The organism is Capnocytophaga endodontalis (assembly GCF_002209445.1).
GTDB classification, from domain to species: Bacteria; Bacteroidota; Bacteroidia; order Flavobacteriales; family Flavobacteriaceae; genus Capnocytophaga; species Capnocytophaga periodontitidis.
Map to the genome: position 1 here is coordinate 2,579,160 of NZ_CP022022.1, position 17,520 is coordinate 2,596,679.

A 17,520-nucleotide genomic window follows, 5' to 3' on the forward strand; every position below is an offset into this window, starting at 1 on the left:
AAAAGTAAAAACAATGAAAAAAATATATCTATTAGGAGTACTTACTGCTGTTGCTTTATCTGTAGCTTGTACTCGCGACTCTAAGGAGTTAGACATCCTTAAAGAACCTACGCCTACACCTCCCGTAGTTTCTAACCCTCCGGTAGACCTCTCTAAAACTATCGTATCTTTCTCACCCAGTGAAATAAGCGAAAAAGTGTTTAGAGACCCCAATACCAAACTCATTGAGGACACCTCTTTCAGCTTTGCGCCTAAGTACTTACAACGAGTATTGGCTACAGGCGAATCGGTAACCCTAAAAATTGAAAAAGAACAAGTAGGCTACGAAAGAAGCCTGCCCGATGGAGCTTACACTGTTGAAAAAGCTGAAATCTCATCAGCTAACGCCAATGAACAATTTAAGGTAACCCTCAAACCTGAGGCACTTAAAGAAATCGATATCACCAAAGAGTATACCCTCCGCTTTCGTATGAAAATAGCGAGTAAAACACCTCAAGACCTTGCTGTTGAAACCGCTACCGACGATGGTGCTTATCGCATCAAAATTTCTTTTGTAGAAGATAGCTTCCCTAAAGATGGCAACAATTTAGAAGAAGCTGACAGTGCTTCGTCCTCAATTATTGATGATGAAGAATATGAATTTGAGTCTAATTATGCTCCTAGTCACTTGAGCAAACTCAAAAATAGTTATGAAAACTGGTGGGTAGACGGTGAAAAAAATGGTATCTATCTTATCACTAATTTTGGTGATGAAACTGAAGTAAATGGTATAGTGATTACTCAGCCGAGAAGTGATATTAAAACCCTCGAAGGGGTAGATATTTCAGCCTCTCCCGATGGTACTACTTATTACCCTCAAGGCTCTTACACACGTAGTAGCTACAAGCAAAAAATATACTTGAAGTTCAAAAAACCTATCAAGGTAAGGAGCATTAAATTTACCAATTTCAAAAAACATAACGATAGATATATCGATATCTATAGAGTTCAGTTCTTTTAAACAAAAATAGGTTTGGTTCTTAAAACTTTGTCAAATACCTCAATGCCTCGCGCTATGGTTTTTGGCAAAGTTTTTTTGTACTATATTTTTTACTACTTTTGCGCCTTGATAATTGAAATCAAAAAGTAAAAAACTAATGAACACTACCCACTGGAAAAATCATCTCAACAGCTGCGGATTGCACCGCACCCCTTGTCTATTTATCATCGACTATAAAGGCGAAAACGGAAGGGTATTCCCTCTCTCCCAGCTTCCTAATGATATTGCTTTCTCTTTTGCTGAAGAGAAAAAAACTAATGCAACGCCTATCCCTATAGAAAAATACCCTATCCCCTATCCCGATTTTCAAAAAGCCTTTGATAAGGTATATTCTCACCTTAAAAACGGCGATACCGAGCTTGTAAACCTCACTTTTGCTACTGAAATCTCAGCCGTTTCTCTCAAAGAGGTATATCACAACGCCTCTGCTAAGTACAAATTGCTGTACAAAGATGAGTGGGTGTGCTTTTCTCCCGAAATATTCGTAAAAATAGAAAATAACCTGATAAAAACCTACCCTATGAAAGGGACTATCAGCGCAACAATCTCCGATGCCGAGGCGACACTGCTCAACAACGAAAAGGAAATCGATGAACATCACAAGGTAGTACGCCTGTTGTCCGACGATTTGCAAAAAGTAGCTACCAATGTACACACCACCCGCTTCAGATATGTAGATGTGATTAAAAAATCTACGGGCGATCTTTTGCAAACAAGTTCTGAAATTGTCGGTGAGCTGACCAACGGTTGGCAAGCACACTTAGGTGATTTGTTGGCGACATTGCTCCCTGCGGGGTCTATTGCGGGCGCGCCTAAAGAAAAATCGGTTGAGGTCATCGCCGAAGCCGAAAATTATGAGCGCGGTTATTACACAGGCATTGCAGGCGTTTTCGATGGTAATACAGTTGATAGTTGTGTGCTCATTCGCTTTATCGAACATATTGGCGATAAGTATTACTACAAAAGTGGTGCTGGCATTACCGCACAAAGCCAACCGCAAAACGAATACAACGAAATTATTGAAAAAATATATATCCCTATTTAATGGAAAACCAACAATTTATAGAATCAATAAAGCTCCTCGATGATGATATCTATCATTTAGCATATCACCAAGAGCGCGTTTGCCGTACCTTTTCACATTTCTTCCCAAGTGAAAAGGTACTTTCACTGCAGGAGATCATCAGCAAAATTGCCTTACCAGCAATCGGAAAGTACAAAATTCGTATTGTGTATAGCAAGGAGAACCCTATTGTAGAAATACACCCTTATCACATCAAACCTATCAACACTATCAAATGTGTAAACGCTGATGAATACGATTATTCTTATAAATTTTTAAACCGAGAATTTCTCAACACTTTAAAACAAGCTTCAGGTGCCGATGAGGTGATTTTTCTCAAAAACGGCAAAGTTACCGATAGCAGCTATGCTAACATTATCTTTTTCGACGGCAAACAATGGCTTACACCCTCCACTTTTCTTCTCAATGGTACCTGCCGTCAGCGACTTCTCAACGAAGGTAAAATTACCGAAGCCTCTATACACTACACCGATATTCAAAACTTTGAACAAATAGGTTTTATCAATGCGATGCTTGATATGGGAGAGTTTAATTTGCCAATGAGTAAATTAGTAAATTAGTAAATTAGCAAATGAGGTTAAGCCCATATTTCTCATTAGAACAATCTTTCTCATAAATACTCACTTTTCCGGCTTGTCCCCCTTCGGGAAAGCCAGCGAGTGCTCACAGCTGGGTATGTGCACGGCAATTGCCGAGTAAGTGAGTCGGGGGCTATTCCCTAACCCCTGAGACCTGATCCCCTGATACCTAATTAAAAATATTTAATAAATAATTTGTATTTTTAAAATAGTTACCGTACTTTTGCAAGATATTTTTAGAAACGAATTTAAAATTGAATATAAAAATATCAATATTTAAAAGAATAAATCAAAATTAAACCAATGGATTTTAAACAATTAGAAAAACAATACCGCGATGAACTTTTGCAAAACGTCATTCCGTTTTGGTTAGAAAAATCGCAAGATAAACAGTACGGAGGCTACTTCACCTGCCTCGACCGCCAAGGAAATGTATTCGATACTGATAAATTTATTTGGCTACAAGCCCGTGAGGTATGGCTCTTCAGTACGCTCTACAATCGCGTTGAAAAACGCCAAGAATGGTTAGACACCGCGATACAAGGGGCTGAGTTCCTTAAAAAATATGGTCACGACGGGCACCTCAATTGGTATTTCTCTTTAGACCAACAAGGGAATCCTTTAGTAGAACCTTATAACATCTTCTCCTATACCTTTGCCACAATGGCTTTTGGTCAGCTGAGCATTGCTACAGGCAATCAGGAATACGCCGATATTGCAAAGAAAACCTTTGACATTATCCTCTCCAAAAAAGACAATCCTAAAGGCAAATGGAGCAAAGCACACCCCGGTACGCGCTCTCTTAAAAACTTTGCCCTCCCGATGATTTTGTGTAATTTAGCCCTCGAAATAGAATCGCTCTTAGAGCCTTCTTTTATTGAGGAGGCAATGGAGGCTTGTATCCACGAAGTGATGGAAGTGTTTTTACGACCTGAATTGGGCGGGATTGTAGTAGAGAACGTAAATGCTGATGGTTCACTATCTGATACTTTTGAAGGTCGTCAGCTTACCCCTGGTCACGCTATTGAGGCAATGTGGTTTATAATGGACTTAGGCAAACGCCTCAACCGCCCCGAACTGATAGAAAAAGCGGTGCAAACTACCCTAACAATGCTCAACTATGGTTGGGATAAACAGTATGGTGGTATTTACTACTTTATGGACAGAAAAGGTTGCCCACCTCAACAATTAGAATGGGATCAAAAATTGTGGTGGGTACATATCGAAACGCTCATCTCTCTCATAAAAGGCTACCAACTTACAGGTAATAAAGAGTGTTTAGCGTGGTTTGAAAAAGTGCACAATTACACTTGGGAGCATTTCAAAGACCCTAAATATCCTGAATGGTGGGGCTACCTCAACCGCCAAGGCGAGGTACTTCTCGACCTAAAAGGCGGTAAATGGAAAGGCTGTTTCCACGTACCCCGTGGCTTATATCAAGTATGGAAAACAATTGAAATGATCAATGGTTAATGATAAATGATAAAGAACAAATAATATACAAAACTTTGTCAAAGTCTTTAATACTTGCCGTGCTACGGTCTTTGACAAAGTCTGTACTATTCGTTTTATCTCTAATAATATTGACGGCTTGTACAGAAACCCAAAAAGAACAATCTATGAAAATGAATATTACAGCACTTACCACTCAAGGCTTAGAAGGCAACCTTCAAAAAGGCGTCTCTGCCGCTTATGCTGCTCTTATAGATGATAATCTATTAGTAGCTGGAGGGTGCAACTTCCCCGATAAACTCGGATTTGAAGGCGGAAAAAAAGTGTTTTATGACGAAATTCTTCTTTTCAATAAAACACAGAACCAATGGCAAACTATAGGCAAACTTCCCGAAGCTGCTGCTTATGGGGTTTCAGTAGACATCCCCAATGGCTATCTGTGGATAGGAGGACAAACAGCTACAAACTCCTTAGCTAATTGCTATAAAGTGCAATATACTAAAGAAAAAGGACTTACCCTTACTGATTTCCCTGCCTTGCCCGAACCACTTGATAACTTCGCTGGTACGAGTGTAGGTAGCAAAGTATTTGTGGCAGGGGGTAACGCTTCAGGCAAAGCCTCTAACAAAGTATTTTATATAGATGTCGCTACCGACAAAGAATGGAAACACTTACCCGATTTCCCTGGCGATGCAAGAGTACAACCAGTATTAGCTGCCATCGAAAAAGATAACGATACCCTTTTGTATGTCTTAGGTGGATTTTTCGGAGGCGATACTACTAAAGCGCCTACTATGGGCGAAAAGGTATTAGCTTTTAGCTTCAAACAACAACAGTGGCACGAAGTAGCTCTACAAGAAAACTCTAATAAAGAAATCTTTTCACTTACTGGGGCTACGGCTTTGGTTATTGACAATCGTTATATTGCTTGTTTTGGAGGTGTAAATGCTTCTCTATTTATAAATACTATCACCGACCTCTATCATATAGGTCGTGATACTACCCTCACCGATGAGGCGCGCAAACAGAAAAACTACGACTATATGGCGCATTATATGACCCAACCTATAGCGTACTATAAGTTTAACCAAGAATGCTATTTGTTCGACACCCACACAAAACAATGGTCAGTACTCGATACACAACCTGATTTTGCTCGTGCGGGTGCTACTTTAGTAGGTACTCTCGATGAGTTTTATCTTATCCAAGGCGAACTCAAACCTGGTGTACGCAGCCCTAAAACCTATAAACTTAAAATTTTGTCTAACTAAAAAGCCCTGCTAAACTCCCTTCTTAAGAGGGGATAAGGGAGAATATTATGAAAAACAACAAAATATACCCTTGGATAGTGGTTGCCCTACTATGGGTAGTAGCACTACTGAATTATTTAGACCGACAAATGCTCTCTACGATGCAGGAGTCGATGAAAATGGATATTAAAGAGCTTACTGTAGGCGATAACTTTGGTCGCCTAATGGGTATCTTCTTACTTATTTATGGGCTGATGAGCCCTGTAGCAGGTATCCTTGCCGACCGTCTCAACCGCAAGTGGATGATAGTAGGTAGCCTCTTTGTATGGTCGGCTGTAACCTATGGAATGGGCTACGCAACCACTTTTGACCAAGTGTACTGGCTACGTGCCCTGATGGGTGTGAGCGAAGCCTTATACTTAGCGACAGCCCTCTCAATGATCGCCGATTACCACAGTTCAAAAACACGTTCGTTAGCGGTAGGTATCCACATGTCGGGGCTCTATGCCGGTCAAGCCTTGGGAGGTTTCGGGGCTACCATTGCCTCTAACTATACGTGGCATACCGTTTTCCACTGGTTTGGTATTGCAGGTATTGTATATGCCGTATTCTTAGCGTTCTCTTTGTTTGACATCGAAAGAAAACCCGCTGTTCCTCAGCAAGCGACTACAGTATCTAAAGGAAGTATGGGTCAATCACTTTCCCTTGTGTTGGGCACAGCTTCTTTTTGGATATTGCTCTTCTACTTTATGGCATCGAGCTTTCCAGGCTGGGGTACTAAAAACTGGTTGCCTACCCTCTTTTCAAACAACTTAAACGTACCAATGGCAACCGCAGGCCCCATGGCAACCATTTCTATTGCAATTTCGTCTTTCTTAGGGGTTCTCATCGGGGGAACCCTCTCCGATCGCTGGGTACAGACAAACATCAAAGCGCGTATCTACACTAGTACTATTGGTTTAGGTCTCACCATTCCTGCTTTGGTACTGATGGGATTTGGTAGCTCCTACGTTGCAATGATAGGCGCAACCTTGCTCTTTGGTATTGGTTATGGAATGTTCGATACAAATAATATGCCTATCTTATGCCAAATTATTCCACAACAACAGCGTGCTACGGCTTATGGCATTATGAATATGGGAGGTGTACTGGCGGGTTATGCCGTTACCCGAATGCTCGGCTCTTCAAGTGATACTGGTAATTTAGGAGCTGATTTTAGCAAACTATCAGTAATCATCCTAATAGCCATCGTACTGATGCTCATATTCCTAAAACCAAAAAGAGAATTGTGCGGTAAATAATGAACAAATTAGCAAATCGACAAATTAACAAATTTATAATATATGACATTTGAAAAAATCAATGGGCTCATTGTAGCCCCCTTTACCCCTTTCGACAAAAAAGGCGAGGTAAATTTAGAACCAATCGATCAGTATGCTAAACTCTTACAAAAAAATGGATTGATAGGAGTGTTTATCAATGGCTCATCAGGCGAAGGCTATATGATGACGGTTGAAGAACGTATGAAAATAGCCGAAAAATGGGTATCAGTAGCTCCCAAAGACTTCAAAATAATTGTACACTGTGGGGCAACTTGTATCAAAGATAGCCATAAAATGGCACAACACGCCCAAGAAATTGGAGCTTTTGGTATTGGCGCAATGGCTTCACCTTTCCCCAAAGCGGGTAGAGTTGAAGAGCTTGTAAAATACTGCGAAGAGATAGCTTGCGGAGCCCCTAACTTGCCTTTCTACTTTTATCATATTCCGGTACTCAATGGAGTATATTTGCCAATGTTGCCTTTCCTCAAAGCAGCCGATGGTCGTATCCCTAACTTGGCAGGTATCAAATATACTTATGAACCGCTTTATGAGTACAACCAATGTATGCTGTACAACAATGGCAAATACGATATGCTCTACGGCTTAGACGAGACGATTCTCAATGCGCTTGTAATGGGCGGAGCTCGTGGCGGTATCAGCGGTACTGGTAGTTATATAGGCAAAGTGTTGGTAGGCATCATCGATGAATACCACAAAGGCAACATCACTAAAGCTGCCGAGTTGCAAAACTATGCCCAAGATGTGATAAATGTAATCGCCAAATACCGTGGTAACATCGTATGTGGCAAACGTATAATGAAGTTGCTTGGTTTAGACTTGGGTATCAACCGTACGCCTTTCCAAAACATCACCGATGAAGAAGAAGCTATCATTAAAAAAGAATTGGAAAACATCGACTTTTTTAATAGATGTAATCAACTATAAGTCTTTTCTTTTCACTAAAAGAGAAAGAGCCGGCAGCAATAAACTGTCGGCTCTTTCATTATAAAAAATACTAACTATGAACTACTTTAATTGCAATTCATTTACAATCTTTTGGATTTTATCGTCCAAAATCTTTTGAGTTGCTTCAAAAGCATCTACACTGCTCAAAGGCGTATTTACACTGAAATAGAACTTAATTTTAGGTTCTGTACCACTGGGGCGTGCCGCTACGCGAGTACCCTTATCGGTGTGGTAGATAAGCACATTCGATTTAGGAACGTCTATATCTTCTACTTTGCCAGTAAGTGGGTGGAATGCCTTAGATGATTGGTAATCACAAATGAGACTTACTTTTTCTCCATTAATTTCTTTCAACGGATTTTCGCGTAAGTCTTTCATCATTTGGGCAATTTCTTCTGAGCCTGAAATACCTTTTTTTACCAAGGAAATAAGATATTCTTTGTAGAAACCGTATTTGGTATAAGCGTGTAGCAATTCTTTGTAGAACGAACTGCCTTTAGCTTTAGCGAATGCTGCAATCTCGCAAGCTAATAGAGTAGCAGTTACCGCATCTTTATCGCGTACAAAATCGCTTACCATATAGCCAAAACTTTCTTCACCACCACCTATAAAAGTGAGCTCTGGAAAATCTTTAATCATTTTGGCAATCCATTTGAAACCTGTAAGTCCTTCTTTGTATTGCACTTTGTAAGCATTAGCAATCGCGTGAACCATAGGGGTCGAAACAATGGTAGAAGCGACAAACTCATTACCTTTAAATCCTTTTTTGCTTTGTTGTTCCAATAGAAAGTCGGTCATCATTACCATTGTTTGGTTACCGTTAAGCAGTACCATTTTGCCGTGAAGGTCGCGAACAGCTATACCTATACGGTCACAATCGGGGTCGGTCCCTATTACGATATCCGCTCCTATTGCGTCTGCTTTTTTGAGTGCCAACGTAAGTGCTTCGGGCTCTTCGGGGTTAGGTGATTTTACGGTAGGGAAATTACCATCGGGTACGGCTTGTTCTTCTACGATATGTACATTGGTAAATCCTGCGCGTTTGAGCACATCGGGTACCATTGTAATAGAGGTACCGTGCAAAGAAGTAAAAACAATTTTGAGTTTGTCTTTCTCAGGTGCATTGAAGTCACCGTGTTTGATAGATGCTTCGGCAAAAGCATTGTCAAGTTCTTTGTCGATGTAGTGAATAAGACTCTCATCGGCGTCGAATTTGATATCTTTGAAGTCGAGTGCTTCAATAGCTTTCATAATATCACCGTCTTCGGGCGGTACGGTTTGTCCGCCGTCTTGCCAATACACTTTATAACCGTTGTATTCTGGTGGGTTGTGAGAAGCGGTAAGCACGATACCTGCTTGGCATCCTAAGTAGCGTACGGTAAAGGATAGTTCAGGAGTAGGACGAAGGTCGGAGAAGAGAAATACTTTTATGCCATTAGCTGCAAACACATCGGCTACTACTTTGGCAAATTTTTTAGAGTTGTTGCGGCAGTCGTGAGCGATAGCTACTTTTATTTCTTGGTTAGGGAAACTTTTTTTGAGGTAGTTGCTCAATCCTTGGGTATTTTTGCCTAACGTGTATTTGTTGATACGGTTGGTACCGATACCCATAATTCCACGCATACCTCCTGTGCCAAACTCTAAGTTCTTGTGGAAAGCTTCGTTGAGTTCATCGGGATTTCCATCGATGAGGGCTTGAACTTTACTGCGGGTTTCTGCATCAAAAGTGTCAGAAAGCCACGCTTTTGCTGTGTCAATACTTTTCATAAAATCAATAATAAAGGCTGACTCCTAATTATATATTTTATCAGCGTTGTTTTTCGTTAGCAAAGGTACGAATATTTTTTTAATTAGCAAATCTGTTAATTAGCAAATTTACTAATTTTGAGAATTTTTCAATTCATTCCACCATTCGTATAGCATAAATTCTAATTCCTTTTTTTCTTTCCGTTCTACAAGGCGATGAGCTTCGGGTTTCTCCATTACATAATAAGCCAAAGTGCCTATTTCTTCTTCAGTTAGATGATGTTCGTTCTTGAGGTAGTTATTCATCTCATTTACAATATAGTGTGCTATCATCAAGTTCTTTTCGTTGATAACTTGTTGTTTGATAATTTTTGCTTTACCATTCAGCTGGTTGATAATAGCTATAAAATTTATCCCTACATTTCCTACTAATAATTTATAGAGGGTGAGTTTATCTACTTGAAGAATATCTGCATTGGCATATTCTCGTTTTTCTTCCCAAGTGCGCTCTTTTGGGGTATGTTGTAGGATTCCTAAACTTTGGGCAGTTATCTTAGGTCTTTCACTCACACTTACTTCGTCTAAAATAATCGTAACATCGGTCATTTTTAGAGTGACCAATCGATAAAAATCCATTTGAGTAAGACTGCGATAGAGAGTTTTTTTACCCACAAAAGTAGCTTTTAAGGTATGCCCTTTTTGAGCTTCTATTGAAAACGAACCTTCTGTATCGGTGGTTGTGTAATGCTGATTATCAATGTTTTGAATGTGTACCCCTTCTATAGGTGCATTATTGTAGAACACCTTTCCTCTAACACGCGTCGCTTCTTGCCCCCTTGTTACAAAGGAGATGAACAAAAGTAATATGAGGAAAAAATCTCTCATTTGTTGAGTAATCAATTGTTTGCTTGTGCGGCTCGTAATTCATTCCACGCTTCTAAAAGCATAAATTCCATTGGTTTGTTGTCTTTTTTGCGTACAAGCTCGTGAAAATCGGGGCGTTCCATTACAAAATAAGCTAAAATATCTATTTCTTCTTCGTTTAGCTTGAGCTCTTTTTGTAGAAAAGGAGCCATATTTTCACGAATATAATGTGCTACAGCCAAGTTCTTTTCGTTGGCTACTATTTTTTTGATAATCTTTTTTTGTCCTGACAAAGTATTTAGAATCGAGACAATACCCAATCCCTTGCTAGCATATAGTCGTTTTTCAGCAAAAGTCCGCTCTTGTGGAGTGTGTTGTAAGATACCTAAATCTTGAGCTGATAGTTTGCGATATTGTGAGACTTGTACTTCATCCAATTGGTTTACAGCTATGTTCATTGTGATATTAAGCCCTCCAAAGCCAAAATCGGTTTTGGTAAGTACACGGTATACAGTTTCCATTCCCACAAAAGTAAATTGTAAAGTATGGCGTTCACGCGCTTTAAGGGTAAAATAACCGTTGGCATCGGTAGTGGTGATGGCGTGAGTATAGAGGTTTAGCACGTGTACCCCCGATAGCGGAATTGTGTCGTGCATTACCCTGCCCCGCACCTCTGTCTGTGCCCATACATTGGTACCGTACCAACACAATACAAATATGAATATAAATAATCGCTTCATCGCTTGTTATTTGTTATTTGTTACCTGTTACCTGAATCTGTCCCACCTATTCTTATCGAAACTGTGCTTTTTCCAATACAACATAATGAGGAAACCGATGAGAGCGCCTCCCACGTGAGCAAAGTGAGCGATATTGCCTCCAAAGATGGAGAAACCTGTAAAACCTGAGATGAGGTCTAAGCCTACAAGTATAGGAATAAAATAGCGTGCAGCAATAGGGTAAGGCACGAAGAATAACATCAGTTTAGCATCGGGGAAGAACATAGCAAAAGCCACCAATATACCATAAATAGCCCCTGAAGCGCCTACTGTAGGGGTAGCTATAGCTGCTGCCATATTGTCAAAAGTACTCTTATTGATAATCGTTTCCCACATAGGCAAATATTTTCTGTCGGAAAGAGCACTGATTACTTCTTCGGTTGATACACCTACATTTTGAAGAGCTTCCAATCCTTGATGTACATAGTAATAATTAATTATAGTATGCAGTAAAGCCGCGCCTATACCACAAGAGAAATAGAAGAAGAGAAACTTACCACGCCCCCATATATTTTCAAGAGGAGTACCAAAAGCCCACAGTGCATACATATTGAACAATAGGTGGGTAAAACCTCCGTGCATAAACATATAGCTCACATATTGCCACCACTCAAAATGAGTATTCTCAAAATAATGAAGTGCCAACAGTTGTGTGAGGTCTATATTTGGAATAAGATGCAGTTCTGTAATGAGTAACAACACTGCATTGATGATAATTAGGTGTAATACTGTTTTTGATATTCTTTCCATATTTAAATTAGCAAATTAGTTAATTAAGTTATCAATTTCATTTGTTGATAAACTGTAGTAAATTCGCTTTCCAAAAGGCGAAATTAACACTTCTTGACAACTAAACAAATTATTTATCAAAGTTTCTTGTTCTTCTTCACTGAGCACCTGCCCTGTTTTTACCGCTAAACTTTTGCATAAGGCTTTAGCAAATGCTTCTTTTTGAGTGTTTTCGGTAGTAGGGAGCGCCTCTATATGCTGCTGCAATAGTTCGTTAAAAATATTAGGTATCTCACTATCAGTAAGATGTAAAGGAATGCCACTTACTACTACCTTGTCGCTCTCTATAGCAAACATAAATCCACTGCTTTCAAAGAGATCGCGCAACTGGGTGATTACTTCTAATTCGTGAGGAGCAAAAGACAGTTCGTAAGGAAACATCAGCTGCTGTACTGCTGTGTGAGAGGATTGTAGGTTCTTCATAAAATCTTCAAACAAAATGCGTTGGTGTGCCCTATTGCAGTTGATGATAATGAGTTCTCCTCCCAAAGTAGTAACTAAGTATTTTTTGGCTAATGCGATGATTTTCTTACCCTGATTTTTAGTAGGTTCGGCTTCAAAGAGTGAGCTCACTATAGTTTCAGAAGCCGACGTATCTACCGCCGATTCAATACCTGCATACAAACTCTCCCACGAGGCTGTCTTTTTAGGATAATTACCAAAATTAGAGTTAGTTCTGCCTCCACTTCGGCTTTCGTACTCTTCTTTAAACGGATTGAAATTGGGGTCTACTTGTATTCTGGGAAATTCAGGGGTTTTATCTTTGTAGTTATACGGAATATCAAAAGTAGGGTCTTTGCTAAAATCGAGCGTAGGAGCAATATTAAACTGACCTAAACTGTGTTTCACTGCCGATTTTAGCAAAGCGTAAATGCTGTGCTCTTCCTCAAATTTGATTTCAGTTTTTGTAGGGTGGATATTGATGTCTATCGTGGTAGGGTCTACCTCTAAAGAGATGAAATACTCTGGTTTTTGGTCGGCGTGGATAAGCCCCTCATAAGCGGCTGTAATAGCGTGGTTGAGGTATTGATTTTTCACAAATCGGTGGTTCACCATCAAGAATTGCAAGTTTTTAGTCTTTGCTAAATATTCAGGTTTTACAATAAACCCACTGATTTTCACTAAAGGAGTATCTTCAGCTATGATGGGTACTAATTTTTCATTGGTTTTTCCTCCAAACAGATGTACAATGCGTTGGCGGAAATTGGTAGCTGGTAGGTTGAAGAGTTCGTTGCCATTGTTGTACAGATAGAAGTGAATGGCGGGGTGAGCTAAGGCAACGCGGTGAAACTCATCGAGTATATGGCGAAATTCCACTGTATCCGATTTTAGAAAGTTGCGACGTGCTGGAATATTGAAAAAGAGGTTTTTCATCGCAATACTCGTACCCGTAGGGCACACACAAGGCTCTTGGCGTGTGATTTTACTCCCCTCAATGTGTATCTCGGTGCCCAACTCGTCCTCAGGGCGTTTGGTTTGCATCTCCACGTGGGCAATGGCAACGATAGAAGCGAGCGCTTCTCCGCGAAATCCTTTAGTTTGCAAGTGAAAAAGGTCTTCAGCCTTTTGTATTTTAGAAGTTGCGTGACGCTCAAAAGCCATACGTGCATCGGTAGTACTCATTCCTATACCGTTGTCTATCACCTGCACAAGTGTTTTACCTGCATCTTTAATGAGCAGTTTTATTTCGGTAGCGCGGGCATCGATAGCATTCTCCAGCAGTTCTTTCACCGCCGAGGCTGGCCGTTGAATCACTTCTCCTGCTGCTATTTGGTTGGCTACGTGGTCGGGTAATAAACGGATTATATCACTCATTCAATTTACAATTATCAATTAACAATTAACATAGTAAAAATAACTAAAAAGCTGTTGCTTACTATGGTTCTCTCTCCTCTTTATAAGGTATTCATATAAAAAATAACAGCCTATATATGTTGAGAATAAACTCCATAATAGTAGAAAATATTGGATGCTTTCTCATCAAAAAAAGTAGCTTTTGTGAATTGCCCCCTTCCCTTCGGGAGGGGGAACGGAGGTAGGCTTTTAAAAACGAATACCCTGTCTTATTTATTAAAAATTTTTGCAAATATAAAAAAAGTATTACTTTTGTAGAAAATTATTTTAAAAATGAAACGTCTTTTTTTATATACCATCATCACAATCAGTTTATTATCCTGTGTAAAAGACCCAGTAGAGAATGCTAATCCCTCTATTTTAGGCGCTTCCGACTATATAGGGAATGATGTAGATTTACGCGTACGTGATTTTATTTGGAAAGGGTTGAACGCTTACTATTTGTGGCAAGCCGATGTACAGAATTTGCAAGACAAGCGTTTTGGTTCTCTACCTGATACCAAAGCCGATAAAAACAAAAGTTACACCCAGTTTTTGAAGAGCTTTAGTGATCCTAAGGATTTGTTCTATAATGGCTTACTCAATAATTATAAACGAATAGACCGCTTTAGCTATATCACCGATAATTACACCGATCTCGAAAACCACTTCAAGGGGATTACTGCCAACTTGGGGATGAATTATACGATTGGATTGGTTCAAAAATTAGGGATTTATTTGGCGTATGTGCGCTATGTAGTACCTAATTCCGATGCCGAAAGATTAGGTTTACAACGTGGAGATGTGATATTGAGTGTCAACGGGCAACAACTTACGCGCACTAATGCCCAACAACTGTTGCAAAAAACGCCTATCATCTCTTTTGCTACTTACAGATTTGTGAATGATAAATTCGAACCTACCGGAAAAACCTACACTCTACGCCAAGAACAAACCCCCGAAAACCCTGTGCTCATTCATAAAGTATTCAATAAAGGGGGTAAAAAAATAGCTTACTTAATGTATAATGCCTTTGTAGCCGATTTTGATGAGGCTCTCAACAACGCTTTTGCCGACTTCAAAGCACAAGGTGTTACCGACCTAATTCTCGATTTGCGCTACAACGGTGGTGGAAGTGTGAGTACAGCTACCTATTTAGCCTCAATGATTACCGGTCAGTTTGCAGGGCAGGTATTTGCCGTTGAACGCTGGAATAGCAAAGTGCAGCCCTATCGAGGAAATTCTCGTGAATATTTCACCGATAACATAGTGAAAGATAGTAGAAAAATAGCAATTAACAGCTTGCGAATGAGCAAGGTGTATATCATAACTTCCGAAAATACAGCTTCAGCTAGTGAGTTGGTAATCAATGGGCTAAAACCTTATATCCAAGTAGTGCAGGTAGGAGCTACTACTATAGGTAAAAATCAGGGCTCAGTTACGATTTACGACTATATTGATGCACAAGGAAAAGTGAAAAACCCCAAACACAAATGGGCAATGCAACCTTTGGTGATGAAAATAGAAAATGCTAAAGGAGTAGGTGATTATGTAAATGGTTTGTCTCCTGATATTTTTATAGAAGAAATAGGTAGTAATTTAGGAGTGTTAGGTGATGAAAGTGAGCCGCTTTTAGCTCGTACCCTACAAGAAATCACAGGGGTTAATACTTCAGGTAGAGCGCCTCTATCAACCGCTAAAACATCTTTTTCCTTTGAAGCGCTCTGCACCTCAACTTCAGGCTACTTCGGCTTAAACGAAATGTACAAATGAATAAATTCCACGAACTAACAATATCCAAAATCACACACCTCACTACTTCATCGGTAATGATTACCTTTGAGGTACCCGAGCTATTAAAAAAAGTATTTAGCTTTGAGGCTGGTGAATACCTTACTCTACAACAAACCATCAACGGACAAAAAGTACGTCGTGCTTATTCCATTTGTTCAGGAGTGAATGAGGATGAATTGAGCGTTGCTGTGAAACGCGTACCCAACGGATTATTTTCTACTTATGCCACTACCCAGCTCAAAGCAGGCGATGTATTAGAAGTGATGCCGCCTATGGGCTCGTTTGTTTTTTTCTATGATATTTTTGGAAATCGCGATATTATGCTTTTTTCGGCAGGAAGTGGTGTCACTCCTATGATGAGTATTGCCAAAACTGCTTTAGCAAAAACCAATATTAAAGTGGTGTTTGTCTACGGTAATAAATCTAAAGAAGAAACCTTGTTTTTTGACGAAATTGAGGCTTTAAAAGCGCAATACCCCGACCGTTTTTTGGTGCACTATGCCTTTAGTCAAGAACCTTGGGGCGACCACTATACAGGGCGTATCAACGATAGAATAGTGAATGAGCTTTTTACTAAGTACAAAGATTTCAATTGGGGGCGTTACTACGCTTGTGGCCCTACCGAACTCGTGAAAAACCTCCGTGAAATACTCCTGTTGAGAGGTATTGATAAAGACCGTATTTTCACCGAACTCTTTGAAGCTTCACCCGCCGATGTTGATTACAGCACCCTGCAAGGCAATGTAGCCATTACACTACAACTCAATGGCAAAACTCATACTTTTGAGAGTGCACGCAACCAAACGCTCCTAAACTCTGCTCTTTTTCGCGGTTATGATGCACCTTACTCCTGCCTCAATGGGGTGTGTAGTAGCTGCATCGGTAAGGTAGAAGAAGGAGAAGCTAAAATGGCAAAAAATGAAGTGCTCAACGACGAACAAGTATCGCAAGGCTATATCCTCACTTGTCAAGCTTATGCGATGACTGATAAAATAAAAGTGAGAATTCCAGGATAAAATCTCTATATATGAAAATTCAGAAAACAGTACAAATACTCAATAAACGCGCTAAGTTTGAATACGAAATTCTCGACAAATATACGGCGGGAATCGTGCTCGTGGGTACCGAAATAAAATCAATAAGATTAGGAAAAGCCTCTATAACTGAGAGTTTTTGTGAGTTTAATGACAAAGGTGAACTATTTGTAATCAACTCTACTATCGAGGCCTATGACTTTGGTACACACTACAACCACCGCCCTAAAACAGAACGCAAATTGCTCTTACAGAAAAAAGAATTGCGAAAACTCAATAAAGAAGTGAAAAATAGCGGACTCACCATTGTGCCGCTCAAACTTTTTATCAACGACAAAGGTTTAGCAAAAATGGACATTGCTTTAGTGCGAGGTAAAAAACTATACGATAAACGCGAAACCATCAAAGACCGCGACAACAAGCGCAATTTAGACCGATTAATGAAACACTAACCTAATACCACAAACCTAAAAAAAATGTATAAAGAATTTAAACAACTCCCCGATGATGCCCGTGTGTGGATATACCAATGTAACCGCAGTTTTACGGAAGATGAACAAGCGCAATTGCGCACTCAGTTAGAAGATTTTATAAGCCATTGGATGGTACACGGCAAGGAATTGCTTTCCTCTTTTGAATTGCGTTACAACCGCTTTATTGTGATAGGAGCCTCTCCCGATGCTCACGGTGTAGGCGGCTGCTCTCTTGATGTTTTAGCGCGTTTCATTCAGGATTTAGAAGCCCAATACAATGTCACTTTGCTCGACCGTATGAATGTGAGTTACCGTCAAGGGGAACATATTGCATATAAAAACCTCGCCGATTTCAAGAAGATGGTAAAAGATAAAGCTGTATCAGCTCAAACTATAGTATTTAACAATTTGGTAAATACCAAAATAGAATACGAAGAAAATTGGGAAGTGCCTTTAGAAGATAGCTGGCACAATCGCTTTTTGTAATTAACAAATTAGCAAATGTGAAAATTTGCTA

Annotated in this window: 16 protein-coding genes; 11 read left to right on the plus strand and 5 right to left on the minus strand. The window is 39.8% G+C overall.

The features are described from left to right. Nucleotides 1-13 precede the first annotated feature (13 nt). The 7 genes from CBG49_RS11665 (at nucleotide 14) to CBG49_RS11695 (ending at nucleotide 7,670) form a co-directional block, all read left to right on the plus strand. Nucleotides 14-1,000 (plus strand): discoidin domain-containing protein, encoded by a 987-nt coding sequence (locus CBG49_RS11665; RefSeq protein WP_088595321.1) that lies wholly within the window; start codon nucleotides 14-16, stop codon nucleotides 998-1,000. A 136-nt stretch (nucleotides 1,001-1,136) separates the two neighbouring features. Continuing rightward, nucleotides 1,137-2,084, plus strand: coding sequence for an aminodeoxychorismate synthase component I (locus tag CBG49_RS11670; RefSeq protein WP_088594604.1), 948 nt, complete (start codon nucleotides 1,137-1,139; stop codon nucleotides 2,082-2,084). Then, nucleotides 2,084-2,683, plus strand: a complete 600-nt coding sequence (locus CBG49_RS11675) for an aminotransferase class IV (RefSeq protein ID WP_088594605.1) — start codon at nucleotides 2,084-2,086, stop codon at nucleotides 2,681-2,683. The genes CBG49_RS11670 and CBG49_RS11675 overlap by 1 nt, the downstream gene beginning before the upstream one ends. A 321-nt stretch (nucleotides 2,684-3,004) precedes the next feature. Continuing rightward, nucleotides 3,005-4,174: a n-acyl-d-glucosamine 2-epimerase gene (locus CBG49_RS11680; RefSeq protein WP_088594606.1), complete on the plus strand. Its 1,170-nt coding sequence runs from the start codon at nucleotides 3,005-3,007 to the stop codon at nucleotides 4,172-4,174. After that, entirely contained in the window at nucleotides 4,174-5,424 is a 1,251-nt protein-coding gene (locus CBG49_RS11685; RefSeq protein ID WP_088594607.1) for a cyclically-permuted mutarotase family protein, read from the plus strand. Before CBG49_RS11680 ends, CBG49_RS11685 begins: the two co-directional genes overlap by 1 nt. Nucleotides 5,425-5,471: 47 nt before the next feature. Next, nucleotides 5,472-6,704: an MFS transporter gene (locus CBG49_RS11690; RefSeq protein ID WP_088594608.1), complete on the plus strand. Its 1,233-nt coding sequence runs from the start codon at nucleotides 5,472-5,474 to the stop codon at nucleotides 6,702-6,704. A gap of 42 nt (nucleotides 6,705-6,746) precedes the next feature. Next, entirely contained in the window at nucleotides 6,747-7,670 is a 924-nt protein-coding gene (locus CBG49_RS11695) for a dihydrodipicolinate synthase family protein (protein WP_088594609.1), read from the plus strand. Nucleotides 7,671-7,751: 81 nt separating this feature from the next. Here CBG49_RS11695 and CBG49_RS11700 read toward each other — a convergent pair whose 3' ends face one another. The 5 genes from CBG49_RS11700 to mutL form a co-directional block, all read right to left on the minus strand. After that, nucleotides 7,752-9,458 (minus strand): phospho-sugar mutase, encoded by a 1,707-nt coding sequence (locus CBG49_RS11700; protein WP_088594610.1) that lies wholly within the window; start codon nucleotides 9,456-9,458, stop codon nucleotides 7,752-7,754. 111 nt (nucleotides 9,459-9,569) lie between these two features. Beyond that, nucleotides 9,570-10,322 (minus strand): carboxypeptidase-like regulatory domain-containing protein, encoded by a 753-nt coding sequence (locus CBG49_RS11705; protein WP_088595322.1) that lies wholly within the window; start codon nucleotides 10,320-10,322, stop codon nucleotides 9,570-9,572. An 11-nt stretch (nucleotides 10,323-10,333) separates the two neighbouring features. Beyond that, nucleotides 10,334-11,041 carry a carboxypeptidase-like regulatory domain-containing protein gene (locus CBG49_RS11710; RefSeq protein WP_088594611.1) on the minus strand — a complete coding sequence of 236 codons (708 nt, stop codon included), beginning with the start codon at nucleotides 11,039-11,041 and terminating at the stop codon, nucleotides 10,334-10,336. Between the two features lie 27 nt (nucleotides 11,042-11,068). After that, the gene (locus tag CBG49_RS11715; protein WP_088594612.1) at nucleotides 11,069-11,830 is read right to left on the minus strand and encodes a rhomboid family intramembrane serine protease; all 762 of its coding nucleotides are present in this window, start codon (nucleotides 11,828-11,830) and stop codon (nucleotides 11,069-11,071) included. Nucleotides 11,831-11,845: 15 nt separating this feature from the next. After that, on the minus strand, nucleotides 11,846-13,684 hold the full coding sequence (gene mutL, locus CBG49_RS11720; protein ID WP_088594613.1) for a DNA mismatch repair endonuclease MutL: 1,839 nt from the start codon (nucleotides 13,682-13,684) through the stop codon (nucleotides 11,846-11,848). A gap of 312 nt (nucleotides 13,685-13,996) precedes the next feature. On the opposite strand from mutL, the gene CBG49_RS11725 reads away from it, so the two are divergent. From CBG49_RS11725 to CBG49_RS11740, 4 genes are read left to right on the plus strand one after another with little or no spacing between them, the layout of a single operon-like run. Continuing rightward, nucleotides 13,997-15,475, plus strand: a complete 1,479-nt coding sequence (locus CBG49_RS11725; protein WP_088594614.1) for a S41 family peptidase — start codon at nucleotides 13,997-13,999, stop codon at nucleotides 15,473-15,475. Continuing rightward, nucleotides 15,472-16,512, plus strand: a complete 1,041-nt coding sequence (locus CBG49_RS11730) for a ferredoxin--NADP reductase (RefSeq protein ID WP_088594615.1) — start codon at nucleotides 15,472-15,474, stop codon at nucleotides 16,510-16,512. The genes CBG49_RS11725 and CBG49_RS11730 overlap by 4 nt, the downstream gene beginning before the upstream one ends. Nucleotides 16,513-16,523: 11 nt before the next feature. Next, complete coding sequence (gene smpB, locus CBG49_RS11735; RefSeq protein WP_088594616.1) at nucleotides 16,524-16,982, plus strand: SsrA-binding protein SmpB; 459 nt, start codon at nucleotides 16,524-16,526, stop codon at nucleotides 16,980-16,982. A 24-nt stretch (nucleotides 16,983-17,006) separates the two neighbouring features. Next, nucleotides 17,007-17,489 (plus strand): hypothetical protein, encoded by a 483-nt coding sequence (locus CBG49_RS11740; RefSeq protein ID WP_002682125.1) that lies wholly within the window; start codon nucleotides 17,007-17,009, stop codon nucleotides 17,487-17,489. The last annotated feature ends 31 nt before the right edge of the window (nucleotides 17,490-17,520 follow it).